The sequence below is a fragment of the Actimicrobium sp. CCC2.4 genome, from assembly GCF_034347385.1.
GTDB lineage: Bacteria > Pseudomonadota > Gammaproteobacteria > Burkholderiales > Burkholderiaceae_D > Actimicrobium.
Genome location: NZ_CP133777.1, coordinates 2,607,954 through 2,628,304, shown reverse-complemented (window position 1 = coordinate 2,628,304; position 20,351 = coordinate 2,607,954). Strand labels below are relative to the sequence as shown.

9 protein-coding genes (1 of these 9 only partly in view) are annotated in these 20,351 nt (G+C 61.1%); 5 read left to right on the top strand and 4 right to left on the bottom strand.

Annotated features, from left to right (window positions below; genetic code table 11):
* Nucleotides 1–90: 90 nt before the first annotated feature.
* Nucleotides 91–1,215, bottom strand: a complete 1,125-nt coding sequence (locus tag RHM62_RS11985; protein WP_322122324.1) for a cupin domain-containing protein — start codon at nt 1,213–1,215, stop codon at nt 91–93.
* Nucleotides 1,216–1,339: 124 nt separating this feature from the next.
* Between RHM62_RS11985 and RHM62_RS11980 the strand changes: the two genes are divergently transcribed.
* Nucleotides 1,340–1,876, top strand: a complete 537-nt coding sequence (locus RHM62_RS11980; protein WP_009665549.1) for an FKBP-type peptidyl-prolyl cis-trans isomerase — start codon at nt 1,340–1,342, stop codon at nt 1,874–1,876.
* Nucleotides 1,877–1,903: 27 nt separating this feature from the next.
* On the opposite strand, the gene RHM62_RS11975 is transcribed toward RHM62_RS11980, so the two are convergent.
* Both RHM62_RS11975 and mutS read right to left on the bottom strand, forming a co-directional pair.
* Nucleotides 1,904–2,812 (bottom strand): hypothetical protein, encoded by a 909-nt coding sequence (locus RHM62_RS11975; RefSeq protein ID WP_322122323.1) that lies wholly within the window; start codon nt 2,810–2,812, stop codon nt 1,904–1,906.
* Nucleotides 2,809–5,478: a DNA mismatch repair protein MutS gene (mutS, locus tag RHM62_RS11970; RefSeq protein WP_322122322.1), complete on the bottom strand. Its 2,670-nt coding sequence runs from the start codon at nt 5,476–5,478 to the stop codon at nt 2,809–2,811. The genes RHM62_RS11975 and mutS overlap by 4 nt, the downstream gene beginning before the upstream one ends.
* Before the next feature lie 242 nt (nt 5,479–5,720).
* Here mutS and RHM62_RS11965 point away from each other — a divergent pair, with 242 nt between their 5' ends.
* Nucleotides 5,721–6,494, top strand: coding sequence for a SapC family protein (locus tag RHM62_RS11965; RefSeq protein ID WP_322122321.1), 774 nt, complete (start codon nt 5,721–5,723; stop codon nt 6,492–6,494).
* A 10-nt stretch (nt 6,495–6,504) separates the two neighbouring features.
* Here RHM62_RS11965 and RHM62_RS11960 read toward each other — a convergent pair whose 3' ends face one another.
* Entirely contained in the window at nt 6,505–7,488 is a 984-nt protein-coding gene (locus tag RHM62_RS11960) for a hypothetical protein (protein WP_322122320.1), read from the bottom strand.
* A gap of 232 nt (nt 7,489–7,720) precedes the next feature.
* On the opposite strand from RHM62_RS11960, the gene RHM62_RS11955 reads away from it, so the two are divergent.
* The 3 genes from RHM62_RS11955 to RHM62_RS11945 form a co-directional block, all read left to right on the top strand.
* Nucleotides 7,721–8,527 (top strand): TolC family protein, encoded by an 807-nt coding sequence (locus tag RHM62_RS11955; RefSeq protein ID WP_322122319.1) that lies wholly within the window; start codon nt 7,721–7,723, stop codon nt 8,525–8,527.
* The gene (locus RHM62_RS11950; RefSeq protein WP_322125400.1) at nt 8,464–9,069 is read left to right on the top strand and encodes a TolC family protein; all 606 of its coding nucleotides are present in this window, start codon (nt 8,464–8,466) and stop codon (nt 9,067–9,069) included. The genes RHM62_RS11955 and RHM62_RS11950 overlap by 64 nt, the downstream gene beginning before the upstream one ends.
* A gap of 83 nt (nt 9,070–9,152) precedes the next feature.
* Nucleotides 9,153–20,351, top strand: partial view of a DUF4347 domain-containing protein gene (locus RHM62_RS11945; protein WP_322122318.1) — the start only. Its footprint extends 15,636 nt past the window's final position; only the first 11,199 of its 26,835 coding nucleotides appear in the window; the start codon lies at nt 9,153–9,155; its stop codon lies beyond the right edge, outside the window.

The following is a 20,351-nucleotide window of genomic DNA, read 5'->3' as shown; positions in this document are numbered from 1 at the left end:
TCACGGCACGTATCCTTTGCTTAATGGTAAGTAACTCTTTGCAACAGCAGGTGTTACTAAAAAACTAATAAATAGACTGCCCGGAAGTATCTATTTGATCACGTTCAACCAGCCTTGCCGGTACCAGTCGTGCAGCGCTTCGGCGACGTCCTGTGACGCAGTCGCGGTCAGTACAGCGGACAGCACGCGACTGTCGGCCAGCACGCTGAGCAAGGCCTTATCGGCAGCGTCGACTTCAAACGATTCGCCGTTAATAAAGATCAATTCGCCGCGATACAGCATTTGCGTCTTGCGGGACAGTGCGACCCCGCGCTTGCCGGCCAGAGCCATGAACTTGTCCAGTGTCAGCGGACGTTTGGGGCCTTCAAAAAACACGCTGGCCTTTGGCTCGGACAGATATTCACCAAGGAAGATCGCGATGTCGTCCTTGGTGAACTGGACCTTGTTGAGTTCGGCCGATACTTGCGCCAGCATCGCGCTGCTGATTTCGGCAGGACGCGTCGTCGCTGTCAGGGCCGGATCGGCATATCGGCCTGGCAGGTCGATCGAATCCGTCATGAAGGTCAGGAAGGCTTCACCAAGTTCCTGGAAAGACGGTGCGCGAAAGCCGATCGAGTAGGTCATGCATTCACCGATAGCGACACCCTCGTGGGCGTAGTGCGGTGGCAGATACAGCATGTCGCCGGGTTCCAGGTCGAACTCTTCGGTTGGTGCGAAATGCTTGAGGATCTTGAGTGGCACGCCTTGCTGCAGGGTCAGATCGGTCTGGGCACCGATGCGCCAGCGCCGCGTGCCTTGTGCCTGCAGCAGGAAAACATCATACGAATCGAAATGCGGACCGACTCCGCCGTTATCGCTGGCATAGCTGATCATCAGATCATCAAGGCGGGCATCCGGCAGGAAATTGAATTGGCGCAGCAGCGCGTCGGCGGCATCGTCGTGCAAATTGACGCCTTGTACCAGCAGCGTCCAGTTCTTCTTGGTCAGGGCGGGCAGGGCGGTTTGCGGGCCGGACTGCATCTCCCACTTTTGCTTGAACTGGGTCACGAGGCGCGATTCGACGTCCTCGCGTGCGGCCATCTCGAAGAGGGCGTCGCGCTCCAGTAAGGGGCCGAAGCCGGGAAGCGCCTGACGGATCACGCACGGTTTTTTGTGCCAGTAATCCTTGAGGAATTGTGCGGGTGTCAGATCACCCAGGAGTGTGCGTTTTTTCATGCCCGCATTATAGCTGGCGGGGCAAACCGGGTTGTCTCGAATGCAGCTGATTTTGTCGCCAGGGCTGACCCGGCGTGATTCGGGCAGGTATAATCCGGCAAACTCCCAAACGAAAGGATGCATGATGATCATTGCCAAAAATACCGTAGTGACGGTCCATTACACGTTGTCGGACGCCCAGGGCAACCTGATCGAAGAAAGCCGGGATCCGATGGTGTATCTGCACGGGGGTTACGAAAACACGCTGCCAAAAATCGAAGAAGCGCTCGATGGCAAGGACACCGGTTTCGAGACTAACCTGCAAGTCGAACCGGACGATGCCTTTGGTGAGTACGATCCCGCCCTGGTCAAGGTCGAGCCGCGTGACCGTCTGCCGACACCACTCGAAGTCGGCATGCAATTTGAAGGCTTGCCCGACGGCGGCGAAGATGATGATTCGGTGATCTTTACTGTTACCGATATCGCTGATGACAAGGTCGTCCTCGACGGCAATCACCCGCTCGCCGGCATGGCACTGCGATTCGCGCTGAAGGTCAGTGAAGTGCGCGCTGCCACCGATGAAGAAATCGTTCATGGTCATGTGCATGGTGACCACGGCCATCATCACGACGAACCGGATGATGAATCAGGCGACCAGTTCCGCAGCCATCCTATCCACTGATCCTACCGGGACCAGTCAAAGCCGTCGTCACTTGATCGTGACGGCGGCTTTTTTATTGCCGCTGCGATCTGCGCCATCGCTGACAACAAACAGGGCCGGCCCGTCCGGCGCGATGGTCAGGCGGACCCCGGCGGCTCCGACGGCCAGCGTGCCGACCTTGTCACGCCAGCGAATATCGCCGGTAGCGCCGGCACCGTCATGGACCAGCAAGACCTTGCCCGGGTAGCCTGCGGCGAGCTGTGTCAGCTGGCCGCGCAATTGGGCAAACCCGTCCCTTGGTGGCGGATTCTTTTTCGGCAGCATCAGGTTGCCGTCACAAAACAAAACCAGCGCGGCGAGCTTGCGATGCGTGGCATTGGCGATGAGTCGCTGCAGCCACGCGTGATTGGCAATCTGCCGGTCTTCAAACTCGCTGTTGCGTCCGGCCGCTGCCAGAAAATGATTATTGTCAGCCGGCAGATTGATGGTCGCGAACTGGATGGTGCCGACTTCCCAATGGGCGTTCTCGGCATAGCTGCGAAACTTGGGGGTGCCGGACTGGCGCAGCAGCGGAATCCTGCTGGCACCGAATGAAAATTCACCCGTAAAAAACAGATCGCGCAAGCGCGTCAGGCGCTCCATCGCGATCGACTGTCCGGCCGTGTTGCGGCACGCCGTCCAGTCCGATCCGGCCATCGACAGGATCACGCCGTTCTTGGCTGAGTCCAGCAGGATCTTGCGCTCCAGGTAAACCGCATCGCTGCACGCCGCATCGGCTGCCTTGATGCCATTGACGACAACGAAGGCGAGGTTGTCGTCATCGGTGTCGGCGATGGCCCGTTCTAGCGCGTTGTCACCGATCGTTGCGAGGACGGCGATACGGAAGCTGTCGCCGGCGGCTTGCACCGGCGCGATCAGCGCGAAGCCTAGCAGCAGGCCAGTGAGTTGGCATCTCACGGCAGCGCGTTGCCGGCCAGGCGCTTGAGTTCGTACAGCTGTGCCAGCGCATCGCGCGGTGTCAGGCTGTCCGGATCGATCTGCTCTAGCGCATCGCGCAGCAAGTCCGGCTCCGCCGTGGCTGGCAGATCGACAGGTGGAGCCGCAGCAAACAGATCGAACTGCGGTGTCGATTGCACTGATTGCGCTTCCAGCAGCGCCAGATGCTTGCGCGCAGCCCGGATCACCGGTTGCGGCACGCCGGCCAGTTGTGCCACCTGCAAACCGTAACTTTGCGAGGCCGGTCCTTCCTGAACCGCATGCAGGAACACGATGCGGTCCTTGTGCTCGATGGCCGACAAATGGACATTGGTCGCGCTGGCGTGCACATCCGGCAGTTGCGTCAGTTCGAAGTAGTGGGTCGCAAACAGCGTGAAGCTGCGGGTCGTATCGATCAGATGGCGCGCGATGGCCCAGGCCAGCGCGAGTCCGTCGAAGGTCGAGGTGCCGCGTCCGACTTCATCCATCAGCACCAGCGACTGCGCGGTGGCGCCATTGAGGATGGCGGCCGACTCGGTCATCTCGACCATGAAGGTCGAACGACCACCGGCCAGATCATCGGCCGCACCGATGCGCGTGAAGATGCGGTCGATCGGCCCGATCGTCGCGCTGGCGGCCGGCACATAGCTGCCGACGTAAGCGAGCAGCGTGATCAGGGCGACCTGGCGCATGTAGGTGGATTTGCCGCCCATGTTGGGACCGGTGATCAGCAGCAGGCGATGTTCGTCGTCGAGCAGGCAATCGTTGGCGATGAAGCGCTCGATCATGTTTTCGACCACCGGATGGCGACCTTGCAGGATGCTGATCGCCGGTTCGGCCACCAGCTGCGGTGCGCACCAGTCATGGCGCTTGGCATGGTCGGCCAGTGCCGCCAACGTATCGAGCTGTGCCAGCGCGCGGGCGATTTCCTGCAGCGTGCCGATGTGCGGTGCGAGGTCCAGCAGCAGCTGTTCGTACAGGATTTTTTCGCGCGACAGGGCGCGGTCCTGTGCCGACAGCGCCTTGTCCTCGAAGGCTTTCAGTTCCGGCGTGATGTAGCGCTCGGCGTTTTTGAGGGTCTGGCGACGGCGGTAATCATCGGGCACCTTGTCGGTCTGACCGTGCGTCACTTCGATGTAAAAGCCATGCACCTTGTTGTACTCGACGCGCAGATTGGCGATGCCGGTGCGGGCCCGTTCGCGGGTCTCGAGATCGACCAGATACTGGCCGGCGTTTTCCGACAGGCTACGCAATTCATCGAGCGCCGCATCAAAGCCGCGCGCAATCACGCCACCATCGCGCACCATCGCCGCCGGTTCGGGCGCGATGGCGCGCTCGATCAGATCCAGGCAAGCGCTTGGCGTAGCCATCGCATCGTGTATCGATTGCAGCAGCGCCACCGGCTCCGTGCGCTGGCAAGCGAGGAGGCTCTCGCGCAGTGCCGGCAATTGCTGCAAGCCGCCACGCACGCCGGCCAGGTCGCGCGGACGGGCCGACAGCAGCGCAATACGGGTCGTGATGCGTTCGATATCCGGCACCGCACCCAGCGTGCGATGCAGGTCGGCGGCCTGGTCCGAACGGATCAGGGCATCGATCGCCGCGTGACGGTTGCGCGCCACCTGCTGGTCGCGCCGGGCGTGATGCAGCCAGTGGCGCAGCAACCGCGAGCCCATCGTCGTGCGGCAATGGTCCAGCAGCGAAAACAGCGTCGGTGCCGCTGCGCTGGCATCCTGTCCGCGGATGGTTTCGGTCAGCTCGAGGTTGCGCCGGGTCGAGGCATCGAGTCCGATGAATTCGTTTTCGTTCTCGACAGTCAGCGTGCGCACATGCTGCAAGCCCTTGCCTTGGGTCGATTGCGCGTACCACAGCAAGGCACCTGCCGCGCCACTGACGGCGCTATGGTCGTCTATCCCATGACCTTGCAACGTTGCCAGGCCGAGCTGTTCGAGCAGCGCCTTGTGGCCGTTGGCCGCATCAAAATGCCAGTGCGGTACCGGCGTGCGTGCGGTCAGCGCGGCGTCATTGAGCCAGTCATCAGTACCATCGGAGATCAGGATTTCGGCCGGCGCGATGCGCTCGATTTCCTGCCTGAGCCGGGTGTCAAGGTTCTTGGCATCGCTGACGAACTCCATCATGCGCAGCGCGCCGCTGGCCATCGACAGCCACGCCAGTCCGACCGTGATGCTCTTGCGCTGGTTGACGATGGACAGCGCCAGCAGACAGCGCTCGGATTTTTCCGGCAGCAGGTCGGCGTCGCTCAGCGTGCCCGGCGTAATCACCCGCACCACCTTGCGTTCGACCGGTCCCTTGCTGGTGGCCGGGTCGCCGATCTGTTCACACAGTGCGACCGATTCACCGAGCCGGACCAGCTTGGCCAGATACTGGTCAGCGGCATGGAAGGGCACGCCGCACATCTTGATCGGCACGCCGTTCGAATTGCCGCGCTGGGTCAGCGTGATACCGAGCAGACGCGCCGCCTTGACCGCATCGTCAAAAAACAATTCGTAAAAATCGCCCATCCGGTAAAACAGCAGGATGGCAGGATGATCGGCCTTCAGGCGCAGGTATTGGACCATCATCGGCGTGTGGTTGTCCTTGGGGGCGTCCAGGATTTTTTTGGGATCAACAGCGTTTGATTCGACAGCCATGGGGGATAGGTTCAGTTCAGGAAGATCGTCGGGACGGGCAAGCCGCCGGGCGAAAAGGATACCAGATGCCGGCATCGGCCAATACATTAGCCACACCGGTAGTGCGGTGCGACAGCTGGTCAGGTGATGTCAAAAAAATAATGCCGTGCAGACTTATCGCCCTATAATCGAGCGGCTTTACATTCACTACTGCGGGTTTCTGCATCGTGCCGTCTCACCGTACTGCCGCCTGAAAGATATCCATGACCACCATGATTTTTTACGAGCGCGCCGTCGCACTCAATCGCGAACGCCACCAGAACCTCAAGATCCAGCTAAAGCCGGATCACTTTTCTTTTGCCACCAATACCAATTCAGTGCTGCTGGCTGGCAGCGAGTTTGTCGAAGCGGCGCGGGATTACCCGATCGTATTTGTCGGCAAGGAAGGGGGACCCTTCACACTGGCAGCCCTGGTGGGCCTCGGCGACAAGCAAAATTTGATGGTGTCCGACGCCGGCAACTGGGAAACCAGCACCTATATCCCTGCCTTCATCCGCCGTTATCCGTTCGTGCTGGCCGGTACCGATGACGCCGAAACGCTGACCGTGTGCGTCGATGAAGCCTACAGTGGCCTCAATGACGAAGACGGCCAGGCGCTGTTTGCCGCCGAGGGCGGTCAAACCGATTACCTCGCCAACGTCATCGAATTCCTGCGCCTGTTCCATAGCGAAATGAAGCGCACCAGTCTTTTTGCGGCGCGGCTGGCCGAACTTGGTGTGCTGACTTCGAAGGTCATCACGATAGAACGTGACGGCAAGAAGCAGACCCTCGAAGGCTTGTGGGTTGTCGATGAAGCCAAGCTCAATGCGCTTGATGATGCCAGCACGCTGGAGCTGGTGCGGTGCGGTTACATGGGCTGGATTTATGCCCATCTGCTGTCGCTGAGCAATGTGGCCCGCCTGGCCAGACGTCTGGATGCACGTCGCACTGATGCACCAGCCATCATGCCGGCGGTGACCAGCGACGTCGTGCATTAAACCGTCCGGCTCAGGCCGCCATCAGCGACGCCGGATGGGCGTGGTAAATCGTCACGAACGCACGTCCGTGGCGATCCGTGCCGCCGGCAACATGGCCGACCACCGCGTCGGCCGTGCGCGCGATCAGCGCTGCCATCTCTTTTTCCGGAATCGAAAAATATCGCTGCATCGCCAGCAGTACCGGCTGCACGTCGCGCACCCGCAGCCCGGCCGGATACAGGTTGATATCAAACGACACGCGCTGCGTATCAAGGTCCGTCACATCCACATACCGTAGCGCCGACCGCGGCACCCGGCGCGTCGCCAGCGCGATGATGTCCTCCAGCCCCGTGCGTGCGACATCGTCGGCCAGTGCCAGCGTGTCCGGCAAAGGCGCAGACACGTAGTGCGAGATGGCCCGTTGCTGCGCATCCGCCGGATCCCATTTGTAGCCGACGTAAAGTGGCTGGCGATCCCTGTTCCCGTCCGCAAATTCCAGATATAGCTTGCAGGTGGCGTGCCCGTCATCCGGCTCGAAACCGACATGCAGGTACTGCGCTTGCGCCAGCGCCGCACCGATTGCCGCCCGATACGGCGCTGGCGCCTCCAGCCGCGACGCGAGGAAATCGACATCCGCAGCCGCCATCGCAGCGACCGGCAAGCCCACCAGAAAACGTCTGCTGATGAGTTGGCCGGCACGCATCTTGAACGAGCGCTCGAAGCCGCTCAACGGCAGATTGCGCACCAGTTGATAACAACGGCGACTCGCGCCATCGCCAGCCAGCAACTCCGCGCCATCCAGGAAAAAGTCGGACCGTTGTCCATGTGACCGGTGCTGTTCGCACCAGAGCGTGCCGTGGGTGTGTTCATAGGCGAGCACGGCATGGTCCAGCCGGCGGGCGAGTTGCCTGACGGCCGCGTATTGCAGTGCAATAGCGACTCCGTTATTGCCGCGCGCAAAACGCAAAAGTACGCGGCGATGCGACCAGTGCACGCCCCAACGATCCATATTCATGACGATTTCCTGCAAACGGGAGGCAATTATTGGTGGGTATTAAGTTTTCTTTATTTCAATTAAATTTTAGGCAACATTTCTGTTGTGTATTAGTTCACAGCGTTTCATACTCGCCGCACTTTCTTACCGCACAGTCAGTCGCTCATGCTTAGCGCTCGATGGTGCAGCTGTTGTACTTGGCAATGCCCTCCGAAAAGACCGCTCACTCACTCCGTCACGCGAGAAAAGTACCATGACCCCTAGCACCTTGCCCCAATTGAAGCCGCTCCTCGTTCTTGCCTTGCTGGGTTGCGTCTCCGCCGGACCGGCGTTGGCCGAAAACCTGACCGACATCTATGCGCTCTCGCGCAACAATGACCCCAAGTTCCTGGCGATGCGATCCGAATTCGAAGCGACCGGCTTTGCGGTCAAGGAAGCGCGGGCGGCGCTGCTGCCCAATATCGGTTTCCAGTACGGGCGCACGAACACCTCGCAAAACATCCTCAGTAGCGACAACGCCGTGTTCGCCACCGGCAGCGCGTCGTATCCGACCAATGATAAGACGCTGTCGATCACGCAGCCGATTTTCCGGCTGGCCTCGTGGCGCAACTGGAAGCAATCCGAATCCACCGAAAAACAGGCCGCCGCCGCCTACGCCGCTGCCGAGCAAGACCTGATCCTGCGCACCGCCACCGCCTACATGGCCGTGCTGGCGGCCGGCGATGCGCTGGCATTTGCGCGCAGCGAAAATGAATCGATCAAGCGCCAGCTCGACCTGGCAAGCACCAAATACTCCAGCGGCCAGGCCATCAAGGCCAACCTGTATGACGCCCAGGCCCGCAACGCACTTAAGGAATCCGATGTCATCGCGGCCGGCAACGACCTGGCCGACAAGGTCCAGGCCCTGCGCGAAATGACCGGCACCGTCACAGCCGACCTGATGCCCTTGCCGGTAGCAATTCGCATGACTTCGCCGGACCCGCTCGATGCCGATGCCTGGGTGATGTCCGCGCTCGAAAAAACCTGCTGCTGGAAGCGCGCCTGCAAGCCGTCGAGGTAGCGCGTCAGGAAATCGCCAAGCGCAAGGCCGGCTATTACCCGACCGTCGACCTGGCGATCTCGCGCAACCAGCGCACCACCGGCGGCAGCCTGTTTGGCGGCGGCAGCAGCGTCAATACCAACGATGTCGCCGTGCGCCTGAACATCCCGATTTACGAAGGCGGTGCCACCTCGGCCCAGACCGGGCAGGCCGTCAAGCATCTCGATACCGCCTTGCAGGATCTGGAGCGCGATCGACGCCAGGTCGAGCGCCAGACCCGTGCCGCCTATCGCGGCGTGGTCAGCGGCATGGTGCGGGTACGGGCACTCGACAAGTCAGTGATTGCCTTCGAGAGCGCGCAGCACCTGAAAGAAGAAGGCTACAAGGCAGGCGTCTCGACGCTGCTGGGCGTGCTCGATGCCGAGCGCGATCTGTACGCCGCACGGCGGGATGCAGCGCAGTCGCGCTACGACTTCCAGCTCAATGCGCTGCGCCTCAAGCAAGCGGCCGGCACGCTCAGCGAAGTCGATCTGGAGCAAGTCGGCAGGGCAGCCGGTAATTAAGGCTACTGCAAGGTAACTGACTGCGCGCAGCCGCTCGACCACGGGCTGCAATGCAGACGAAAAACGGAATCACGGGAGTTGGCATGGCAACGAAAAATCTGGCAGCACTGACCGGTCGCGTCGCACGTTCACTTCGGCGTTCAGGGGCTCCCCGCCCGTCGATGCCGCGCAAAACGCTGTTCGAAGCACTCGAACAGCGTTTTTTGCTGTCAGCGGACCTGGTGGTGCCGCCGCCGCCGGTGCAGCAAGCCGTGCTGGATGCGCCATTGCTGATCAACCAGCCCGGACCGGTGGTGTTGTCGATGGCGGTGCAAACCCCGCCGGCCGCGCACGCGGTGCAGGCCACGCTGACCGATGCCAGTGCCGCGCTGCCGGGTGTCACGATTGCGGTCTCCGACTTTGCCGCTTACCTGCAATCGCGTCCGGCCGGCAGCCAGCTGGTCATCGTCGATGCAGCGATTCCGCATGTGGCCACGCTGATCAACGGCGTGCTCGATGCGCTCGCGCCGGGCGCTGCCAATGCCAAGGAACCGGCATCGGCATCGGCATCGGCAACGCCAGCCACCACAGGTCCGTCTCTGCAAGTGGTGCATCGCGGCGATGTCGATCTGGTCATGCTCGATGCGCGCTTTGATGGCGTCGAACAGATCACCGCCATTCTGGGCGCCTACAAGGATCAGGGTCTCGATGCCGTACAAATCCTGTCGCATGGCGGTAGCGGCAGCTTGCGACTTGGCAGCACCCAGCTCGATGGCAGCAACCTCGACCAGTACCAGCAATCCATCGCCAGCTGGGGCCGGGCGCTGCACGCCGGCAGCGATATCCTGCTGTACGGGTGCGATGTCGGCCAGGGCAGCTACGGCATCAACTTCGTGCAAAGTCTGGCGCGCCTGACCGGTGCCGACGTGGCCGCCTCGACCGACCTGACCGGTAGTGCCGCGCTCGGTGGCGACTGGACGCTCGAATACGCCACGGGCACCATCGATACCAGCACCATCCGGCTTGATGCGTATGCGTACGTGCTCGATGCATTGACCGGGACCTCGGGCGACGATGTCCTCATCGGCACGCTCGCCAACGACGTGATCACCGGCGGTGGCGGCAACGACAGCTATAAGTTCGCCGATGATTTTGCGCACGACACCGTCACCGGTTCGTCCGGCACCGACACGCTCGACTTTTCGCTGGTCACACAGGATTTGCATTTCACGATCAACGGCGGCGGTAGCGTTACCGTCAGCTACGGCTCCGGCACGGCCAATACGGTGTCAGCCACCGGCATCGAAAATCTCATCGGCGGTATCGGCGTCAATACCTTTACGTTTGCCGGCGCGCTGACCGGTACCCTCACCGGTACGGTTGGCGGCAGCAACGTGCTCGATTACGCCGGTTATGCCGGCAACGTGCTCGTCAATCTGAACACCGGTTTCGCCACGGCGACGGGTGGGGTCGTCAATCTCACCAAGGTGATCGGCACAACTGTGACGGGCAAGACCAGTACGCTGGTCGGTGCCGATGAAGATAATCTGTGGAGTATCACGGCAGCAGGTAAGGGCAACATCGGTGGCTACTTCGCCTTCGAAAATTTCCAGATCCTCACCGGTGGCACGCAAGCCGATACGGTCGATTATTCGGCGTACGCAAGCGCTATCGCGGTTGACCTGTCTCTCGGTACGGGCAGCGGTTTTACCAGCATCAGTAACTTCGACCACGTCATCGGGTCGGCTTTCAACGACCGCATCACCGGCAATGCAGGTAATAACCTGCTTACAGGCGGCGCGGGTGCCGACATCATCACTGGCGGCGGTGGCATCGATACGCTGGTCGAATCACGCGATGTCAGTTTCACGCTCACCAATACGACGCTGTTCGATGGGGCCGATACCGACACGCTGACCGGCATCAGCAAGGCCATCCTGACCGGTGGTGCGAGTGCCAATACGCTGGATGCGTCAGCGACGACCAGCATCACCGTCACGCTCGATGGTGGTGCGGGTAACGACATCCTGATTGGCGGCACGCTTGGCGGCACCCTCATCGGCGGTCTTGGCAACGACACCCTGACGGGTGGTGCCGGTAACGACATCCTCACTGGCGGTGGTGGTATCGACAGCATCAACGGCGGCGGCGGCACGCTCAACACGCTGGTCGAACAATCCGACAGTCGTTTGGTGCTGACCGCAACCCGACTCGACATGGGGCAGGGTGTCAGTTCGGTCCAGACCATCAGTTTGACCGGGACTGTCTCCGACGGCACGTTCACCCTGACCCTGAACGGCGAACGCACGAAGGCGATCCGTTTTGATGCCAGTGCATTGGAAGTACGCACCGCACTAACCGGGCTGGCCGCTATCGGCGACAGCGATGTCGTGGTCAAGAAGCCTGCTGATACTGGTCCGTGGATCGTCACGTTCACCGGAAACCTTGGCGGCATCGATGTCGGTGCGCTATCGGCGACTCCGGCGCTGGTGGGCGGTAGCGTCGCCGTCACGCAAACCGTCACCGGCGCAGTGGCGTACTCAATGCTCACCAGCATCCAGTCTGCCAGGCTGACAGGCGGCAGAAGCAACAACCTGATCGACGCTTCCGGCTTCGGGCACGCAGTTATCCTCAACGGCGGTGCTGGTGACGACGTCCTTATAGGCGGCACCGGTAACGACACCCTCGACGGCGGCGAGGGAAGCGACATCCTCACCGGCGGTGCCGGCGACGACATCCTCCATGGTGGCGACGGCGGTTTCATTGATACCGTCTCCGAAACAAGAAATGCCACCAGCATCGTCCTGACCCGGGCCACCCTGACCATGGATATCGAGGTCGATACCATCGACGGCTTCGAGCGGGCGATCCTGACGGGCGGCAGTGACAATAACGTGATCGACGCAAGCGGCTTTTCAGGCGCATCCGACGATGTCAATGTGACCGGCCTCAATGCTGTCACGCTAGACGGCGGCGCTGCTAATGACAGGTTGACCGGCACGACCGGTGCAGATACCTTCACCGGCGGAAGTGGTGACGACTTCATCATCGGTGACAGCACCGACACGCTGCTGGAGACGCGCGACGCTGACATGGTTTTGACCAACAGCAAGTTGACCATCTCGACACAAAACGACGTCGAAGTCGATACCCTGACCGGCATCACGATTGCCGTCCTGCATGGTGGTATTAGCGCCAACACGCTGGACGCTTCGGCGTTCACCGGTCGCGCCACGCTGTTCAGCGAAGGCGGCCTGGACGTGCTCAAGGGTGGGTCCGGTAATGACGTGTTTTACGTCGATGTCAGCAATCTCGCGCTGACCGATCGCGTCACGGTCAGTGACGGTGGCGGGTTGTTCAACAAGCTTTACCAGCTCGGGACCGGCTCTGTTACCGCTGCAGATCTTGCGCGGGTCACCATTACCCAGCCATCGAATATTAACGAAACCACGTTCAAGGGCGGGAACGGCGACACCCTCAATTTCGACCGTAACTTCGTTGCAAACGGAACCAACGTGTCATTCGAATACGACACGATCAATCTCAATGGCTACACGATCGATACCAGCGGCCTTGCCGGGCCTCACGAAGCTGCAGGCAACATCACACTGCGCGGCGAGCACATCAATCTCACTAATGCCAAGCTGCTTGCCCTCGGCTATGTTGAATATGACGCTGAAGGAAAAGTTAAGTCCGCTGCCGAAAATGGTGACATCAGCATCACAGCGGCAGACCTTACCAACGCTCTGTCTGCCGGACTCGGTTTTGCGGATATTGACTTCAATGCAGCCGATATCACCATAGTCAATTCGACGATTGCGGGGAGGAACGTCGCCATGTTGGCGACGGCCTCGGCGATACGCTTTGACGTCGATTCGCCTAACTCGGGCAGCAAGGAATTCGATAAGCTGCTGGTGGATACGGCCAATGGCTTACTGGGCGCACTGTCCAACGCTTCGCTGATGGCCGGTGTTTCGATGTCGACAGCCAGGGCCAGCATCACGATTGATGCAACGAGCATCATCACCGCCCATAATTTCACGGCCGAAGCGACCGCCAAAAACATTGCCAGCCCTAGCCCGACGGCGCTCTTGGTTGGTGTCGGGGTGGGGATTATTGATACTACGGCCATCGTCAGCGTTGCCGGAACAATCCGCGCGACCGGCTCGATCAGTCTGCACTCGACGGCTGACAACACATTGAATGTGCTGGTAAAACCGGACACCTTCACCGGCCGCGCAGTATCTATTGCGGTGAGCATCGAGAACTCGCAGTCGATTGCAAGCGCCACCAGTACCTCAACCCTGACGAGCGGAGGCTACCTGTCGATTGTCGCGGACACCATTGATCGCAACCGGACGCTGGCGCAGGCATTTGCCGGCCCGGACGGCAAGTTGGCAGTGGCGTTCGCAGTGAATGTTTCTAATACCAAAACCAATGCCTCGCTAGATAGCAAGGTGGCGAATGCAGACGGCACCATCACAGTAAAAGCAACACACAAGCAAGAGGTCATCACCAGCACCCTCGTTCCCGGATTGCGGATCAACAGATATCTCAGCGGCACCGGTGCCAGCAGCACCGTTGGCGATCCGGCCAATGGCAACCTGATCGATGACGCGAAGGGCAGTGCAGTGAGTGCCGTCTCAGCTAAATTGTCATTCATAGCAGGTGCCAAGGGTGGTTTCATCAACTTTCTCAAACGTTTCGATGGCCTGAAAAAACTGATCGATTCGCCGGACACGAACACGTCCGATATCGGCGGCGCAATCGCATTCGTGCTCAACACCAACAGCGTAACGGCACGCATCGGCGACGGCGCGGATAGTCCTGACAACGCCGTCGTCAGTGCCGGCGGCGACATCAATGTCACTGCCAATATCGAGATGCGGCCGGATATCTCTGCCAGCTCATCGACCAAAAATGAAACCACCAAGGCGGCGCAAAAAGTGGCCGACCTGGGCTTATCGCTGGCGTTTTCCATCGGGATCTACAACAACGTTACCGATGCGCGTATCGCCGGCGATGCCACTGTCGATGCCATCGGCAAACTGAGCGTCAATGCACTGACGCACAGCCAGATCCTTCCAGAATCGGCGTGGGGCATCGAACTGGTCAAGCAGTTCAGCGCCGACCAGGCACCGGCCACGTTCCAGAGCAACGCGACCGCGCCGGTTCGCGTTGGCACTGGTGAAACCGTCGACATCGTCACCGGCCATACCGCCGGTGGCGATGTTGGCAGTCGCTACAAATTCAAGGATGTGGAGCCACTGAGCGGAGCCAACCTCAGCACGACCGACTTCTCTGATTCAAGCGTATGGGAAGACCTCGGCAAACCTGCAACGGCTGCGGCCAAGAACCTGATATCGGGTATTGGTGGCTACCTCAACAATAACCTGGGGCTGAATGATCACCTGATCGACACCTGGACCAATACCACTGCCTCCGGCCAGGTCAAGGCGGGCGCGATCTCGTTCACGACGCTGGTGATGAACCATACGGCGAATGCGGTCATTGCCAGTGGCGCAAAGGTGAACCAGGATTCGGATCCACTGAAGCGTACCGGTAACCAAAAGGTCCTGGTACATGCCGAAAGCATCGCGCAAACAGTTAACCTGGTTGGCAATATCAAAGTTCCCGGTGTGCCCGGTCTGAATTTTAACAAGGAAAAAACCTTCAACTTGCAAGTGAGCCCCAACGGTCCCGGCGGCGGAGTCGAGGCGGCCAGCGGCGGTACCTCGGTCGGCGCGTCGGCGGGTTTCTATGTTTATCAGAATGCGGTCAACGCCAAGATCGAAGACAGTGTCAAGCTGTACGCAGACAAGCTCGATGTGACCGCCAGCACTAGCGTGATGGCGATCGTGCTGGGCGCGTCCGGCAGCAGCGGTGGTGCCACCGCCGGCAACGGCGTACTGGTTGTGAACCTGGTGGACAACACCACCGTCGCACAGATTGATAATGGCGCGATCATCGACGTCGTTGGCAGTGTCACTGTCGACGCACTCGACAAAACCTATGCGTTTGCCGTCGCCGGCGCGGTCGCTAGCGGAGAGAATACCGGGGTCGGGATTTCGCTGGCCACCAATGTCGTGACCCGTCATACCGAAGCCCTTGTCGGCAACGACATGGATGCCATCGTGGTCGGTACGCCCGGCAGTTTTAACGCCGGCGGATCGGTCGACATCACTGCTAAAAATATCGGCTTTGTCGGCAGCCTTGCTGCCGCCGGTGCCAGTGCATCGAGCAAACCGGCGGTTGAGAAAAAGCCGCCTGCCGGCGGCACCGGCGGCACCGGGGGCTCCGATGGCACACCGCAAGGGGATGCAAACCTGATCGTATTTCAGGGGCAATGGGGTGCCGCAATGAAGGAACTCAGCGGCAATCTGGACAAGGCCGTGTCCGCCGGCGCTGACATGCCGGATAAACCGGCCGAGGCCAAAGGCAGCACCGCGGTATCCGGCGCGGTCACGCTCAATCTGTTGACCGGCAATGCAAGCGCCTATATGCATCAACTCGGCACGCTGACGGTACAGGACCTGAAGCTCACTGCGCTCGACACGACCCTGATCGCGTCGCTGGCCGGCTCGGCCTCGTTTGCCAAAACCTCGACGCCGGACAAGGATGCTACCGCTGTCGCCGGCGCGTTCGGTTTCAATTTTTCAAAGGGCACGACCGAAGCTTTCATTGATGGTGTCACCAGCCTGTCGGCGAACACGGTCACGCTCGAGGCAAAACGCAGCGGTTCGATCGTCTCGCTGGCTGCCGGTATCGGCGGGGCGGTTGGCGCGACGGGCAGCGCCGTGGCCGGATCGCTCGCCGTGACTGCCACCACCAACACCACGCGCACCTGGGTGCATAAAATGGACGGCAGCGTTGCCGGCTTAATAAAACTCGACGCCCGGGATGATGCGGACCTCGTTAGCGTGGCCGGCGCGGTCGCTTATGGCGGCAAGGGTGGTTACGGCATCGGACTCGGCTTTACGCTGATCGACAACGACATCACCTCGACCATTGATGACGCGCATCTTGTCAAGGTGGGCGGCCTGTCGGTACATGCCGGTTCGGATGCCACGATCGTTTCGGTCGCGGCTTCGCTCGGGATTGCCGCCGGCGGTGCGGGTGGCAAAGGCGTGGCCCTCGGCGGTACCTTGGCCGTCAACATCGTCAGCAACGAGATCACGGCCGGCATCCTCAACAGCAGCACCGGTACGTCGTCGAGCGGTGTCATCGACGTTGCCGCCACCGACGGCACCGATATCTTTGCTTTCACCGGTGGTTTTGCGCTCGGTCGCGGCAGCGCTTTCGGAATAGCCGCCAGCGTCAATGTGGTCGGCAATCACACCACAGCGTCGATCGAAAATTCGGCCCTGGTGACCAGCGGCACGGTGGCCGTCACTGCCCATGAAAACGCCAGCATCATCGGCATCGCCGCCTCCTTGGCCGGTGCCACCAACACGGCGGCTTCCGCATCCTTTGGCGCGAACATCATCACCAATGCGACGGATGCCCACATCAGCAGCGGATCCAATATTCACGCCAACGGCCTCATCGCCCTCGATGCGCTCGACAAGTCGACGATCGTTTCAGTGGTGGGTGGTGTGGGCGTCTCGCTGCAAGGCGGCGCGCTCGGCCTGTCGCTCGGCTGGAACCGTGTCAGCAACGGGATTACGGCTTATATCAACAACGCCATTGTCGACAGTGACGCATCGGTGACCCTGCTGGCCCGTTCGACGGCACTGCTGATCGGCGTCGGTATCGCTGGCAGTGGTGCCAGCGGCACGGCCGGCGCCGGCGGCTTTTCGATCAATTCGATTGCCGACGCCGTCGATGCCCATATCAGCAATCAAGCCATCGTCACGGCCAACGGCGACGTCACCGTGACGGCCAGCGAGGCCGCCACCTTGTACTCGGCAGCCCTGTCGATAGCGGCATCGGGACAAGGATCGGCCATCGGCGCGATGGTCGCTTATAACTACGTCGGTGCGGTGAGTAACGCCGCCGATCCGAACCGGATCAGCCTGGCCGATGCGCCTGCAACCGCAGCCGCAGGCAGCAAGTCGGTCTCGATAGCGGGCTTGACGCTGGTCATCCCGGCCAGCGTCGTGGCCTACATTGACGCGTCGACCGTGAAAGCCGACGGCAGCGTGCTGGTGCTGGCGGGTTTCGATGATCCATCGGCCACGCTGGAATCGAATCCGCTGGTGGACGGCATCAAGACCATCGCGCCAGCCACGGACGTGAACACCACCGCCAGCACCATCAAGTTTGGTAGTGCGCATGGCTACAATACCGGCGACGAGGTCACTTACAGCGCCGGTACCGGCACACGGCTTGGCGGACTTGGCAGCAACGCGCTGACGAAGTTTTATGTCATCCGCATCGATGCCACCACCCTCAAGCTCGCCGCCACGCACGCCGATGCACTGGGCGGGAACGCCATCGCGCTGAGCGCGAAGGACAGCGGCGCAGATCATTCCCTCACCGCCACCGTCGCTGGCAAGGCCGCCGCGGTCGATAACGTGGACATCGCCACCAGCAGCATTCACTTCAAGAACGAACACGGCTACAACACCGGGGACCTGGTCACCTACGACGTCACGGAAGGGGAACGTCCCGGAGGACTCGGTAGCGATCCGCTCGCACAGTTTTATGTCATTCGTGTCGATGCCAGCACCATCATGCTCGCTGCCACCTTCGCTGATGCCAAGGCGTGGACACCCACGGCGGGGACAGCCATTACGCTGACCAGCGACGGCACCGCCAATAGTAAGTTCAACCAGACAGTCACCGTCGCTGGTCCGGCCGCTGCGGTCGATAACGTGGACACCGCCACCAGCAGCATTCACTTCAAGAACGCACACGGCTATAACACCGGGGACCTGATCACTTACAGCGTCACGGCAGGGCAACGTCCCGGAGGACTCGGTAGCGATCCGCGCGCGCAGTTTTATGTCATTCGCGTCGATGCCAGCACCATCAAGCTCGCTGCCACCGCGGCGGATGCCACGGCGGGGACAGCCATTACGCTGACCAGCAACGGCATCGTCGGCGTCGACTTCAAGCAAACAGCCAACCTTGGCGCACAGGCAAAAATCTTTAACGCATCTGCCGTGAAACTGGCCGAGGCACTGGGCGACACGGTCCTGCTGACTGCGCATGGCCTGCACAGCGGCGACGCACTGGTCTATCGCACGGGCGCGACCGGCAATGCCGCCATTGGCGGGCTGATCGATGGCGCGACTTATTTCGTCATCAATGTCGATGCCAACCATGTACGTCTGGCGTCAAGCTATGCCGATGCAATGGCCACCACGGCCAAGGCCATTTTCCTGACCTCGGCAGGCAGCGGATTTGACCATCGCCTGGTCATCAAGAAAAGCGCCATCAATGCGGGCGGCGTGAACCTGGCGCTGCCGTCGTCGGTCGGTACGCAAATTACCAGCGTCACGCTGGCAGGCGCTGGCGGTGCGAAGGCCTCCGGCGCGGGTGCCGTGACGCTCAATTACGTGCGCATGAACATCAGCGCTTACATCAGCAATACCGGTGCCTTGCATGAAGTCGTCGCGACGACCGGCGACGTGCGCGTGATGGCGCACGATGTCTCGCAAGTCAACTCGGGCACAGGCGCATTGGGCATTTCGTTCAGCGGCGCGGCGGTAGGTGCTTCGCTTGGCGTCAACGACATCGCCAACCTCATCTCCGCCAACATCACGGCGGCCAAGGTCAGCGCGCTCTCCGGCGATGTCATTGTCAGCGCCGAAGAAGCGGCCCGCATCATCAACGTCGTTATTGGTGGCGCAATCTCGGGCGACAGTGCTGCGCTCAGCGGCTCGTTTGCAGTCAACCTGATCGGCAACCGTATCGATGCCGGCATCGTCTCCGGCTCGACCGTCGTCGCCGGCAGCGATGTCGCTGTCCTGGCCAAAGACACCGCCTCGATTGCCACGCTGGCCGGCAATATCAGCGCCAGCTTCGGCGGCAGTTTTGCGGTTGGTTTTGCGTTTGCCGTCAATAGCGTGCAGGACACCATCAGCGCCCTGATCGACAGTTCTGTCGTGCGCACCACGACCGGCGACATCACGGTCGACGCCACTTTTGCCAAGCCGACCAGCCTGCCTGCCGGACTGGACGTGCAGATTGCCGCGATGGCGGTCAGCGGTGCCGGTGCCGGCGCGGTGGCCGGTGCCGGTTCGGTCGCCTTGAACTTCATCCGCAACAGCGTCACTGCAAAAGTATCCAACATCGGCGCACTCAATGGCATCAATGCGGCCGGCAAACTCGGCGTAACCGCATCAGACCATTCGACCATCAGTTCGCTGGCCGGTGCGATTGCGATTTCGGGCATCGGTGCGTCCGCTGCATCCGGCGCGATCGGTGCGTCGGTGTCGTACAACTATCTGGGCGGTGACCCCAACGATCCGACTTCCCGCACCAACAACGTGGTGCGCGCCTCGATCGAGAACGTCACCGGCAGCATCAGCGCCGGCACCGTCGACGTCGGCGCGACTTACAACGCCCAGATCAATAACATCACCGTCGCCGGTGCCGGTTCGGGCAACTTCGCGCTCGGTGGCGCCATCTCGATCAATCGCATCCGCAATACCACCGACGCCCGTATCCTCAATGCCAGTGCGATCAGCACGACCGGCACCGCCGCCGACAGTGTTTATCTGCATGCCAGCGATGACGCCACGATCCGCGTGCTGGCCGGTGGTATCGGCATCGCGCTGGCCAAGAGCGGACCGGCGCTGGCCGCCGGTGTCTCAGTCGCGTCTAACGAGATTGAAAATACCACCACTACCAGCATCGACAACGCCAAGGTCACCTCGGCCGGCGGTGTGAAATTGAGCGCCAATGAACAGGCCGTCATCGAAGCGCTGACCATCGGCGTGGCGCTCAGCGTCGGCTCGGGCGGCTCGGGTCTGAGCGGCTCGTTTGCGGGTTCCGGCTCCGGCAATACCGTCAAGAACAATGTCTCGGCCAGCATCCGCAACAGCCTTGCCGCCAACGGCAGGGGTATCGAGGCCTCGGGTGCGATCGAGCTGGTGGCTACCGATAACGCGAAAATCCTGGCCGGTGCCGGGGCGCTGGCATTGGCCGTGGTGGCCGGTGATGGCGTGGCCGCCTCGATCGGCGTTTCGGTCGCGATCAATGACATTGCCGACACCGTGCTGGCAAGCATCGACAGCGCCAGCGTGACGGCCACCAGAGGCGCCATCACTGTCAGTGCCGATGAAACTGCTGTCATCAAGGCGCTGTCGATAGGCGGCGCGTTGGCGGGTGCGGCGGGTGGCGGTGGCGGTGTG

Bases quoted from the DNA above. Each gene is read 5' to 3' on its own strand.
- RHM62_RS11985 (WP_322122324.1), bottom strand. From the start codon at position 1,215: ATGAAAAAACGCACACTCCTGGGTGATCTGACACCCGCACAATTCCTC.
- RHM62_RS11955 (WP_322122319.1), top strand. From the start codon at position 7,721: ATGACCCCTAGCACCTTGCCCCAATTGAAGCCGCTCCTCGTTCTTGCC.
- RHM62_RS11960 (WP_322122320.1), bottom strand. From the start codon at position 7,488: ATGAATATGGATCGTTGGGGCGTGCACTGGTCGCATCGCCGCGTACTT.
- mutS (WP_322122322.1), bottom strand. From the start codon at position 5,478: ATGGCTGTCGAATCAAACGCTGTTGATCCCAAAAAAATCCTGGACGCC.
- RHM62_RS11980 (WP_009665549.1), top strand. From the start codon at position 1,340: ATGATCATTGCCAAAAATACCGTAGTGACGGTCCATTACACGTTGTCG.
- RHM62_RS11965 (WP_322122321.1), top strand. From the start codon at position 5,721: ATGACCACCATGATTTTTTACGAGCGCGCCGTCGCACTCAATCGCGAA.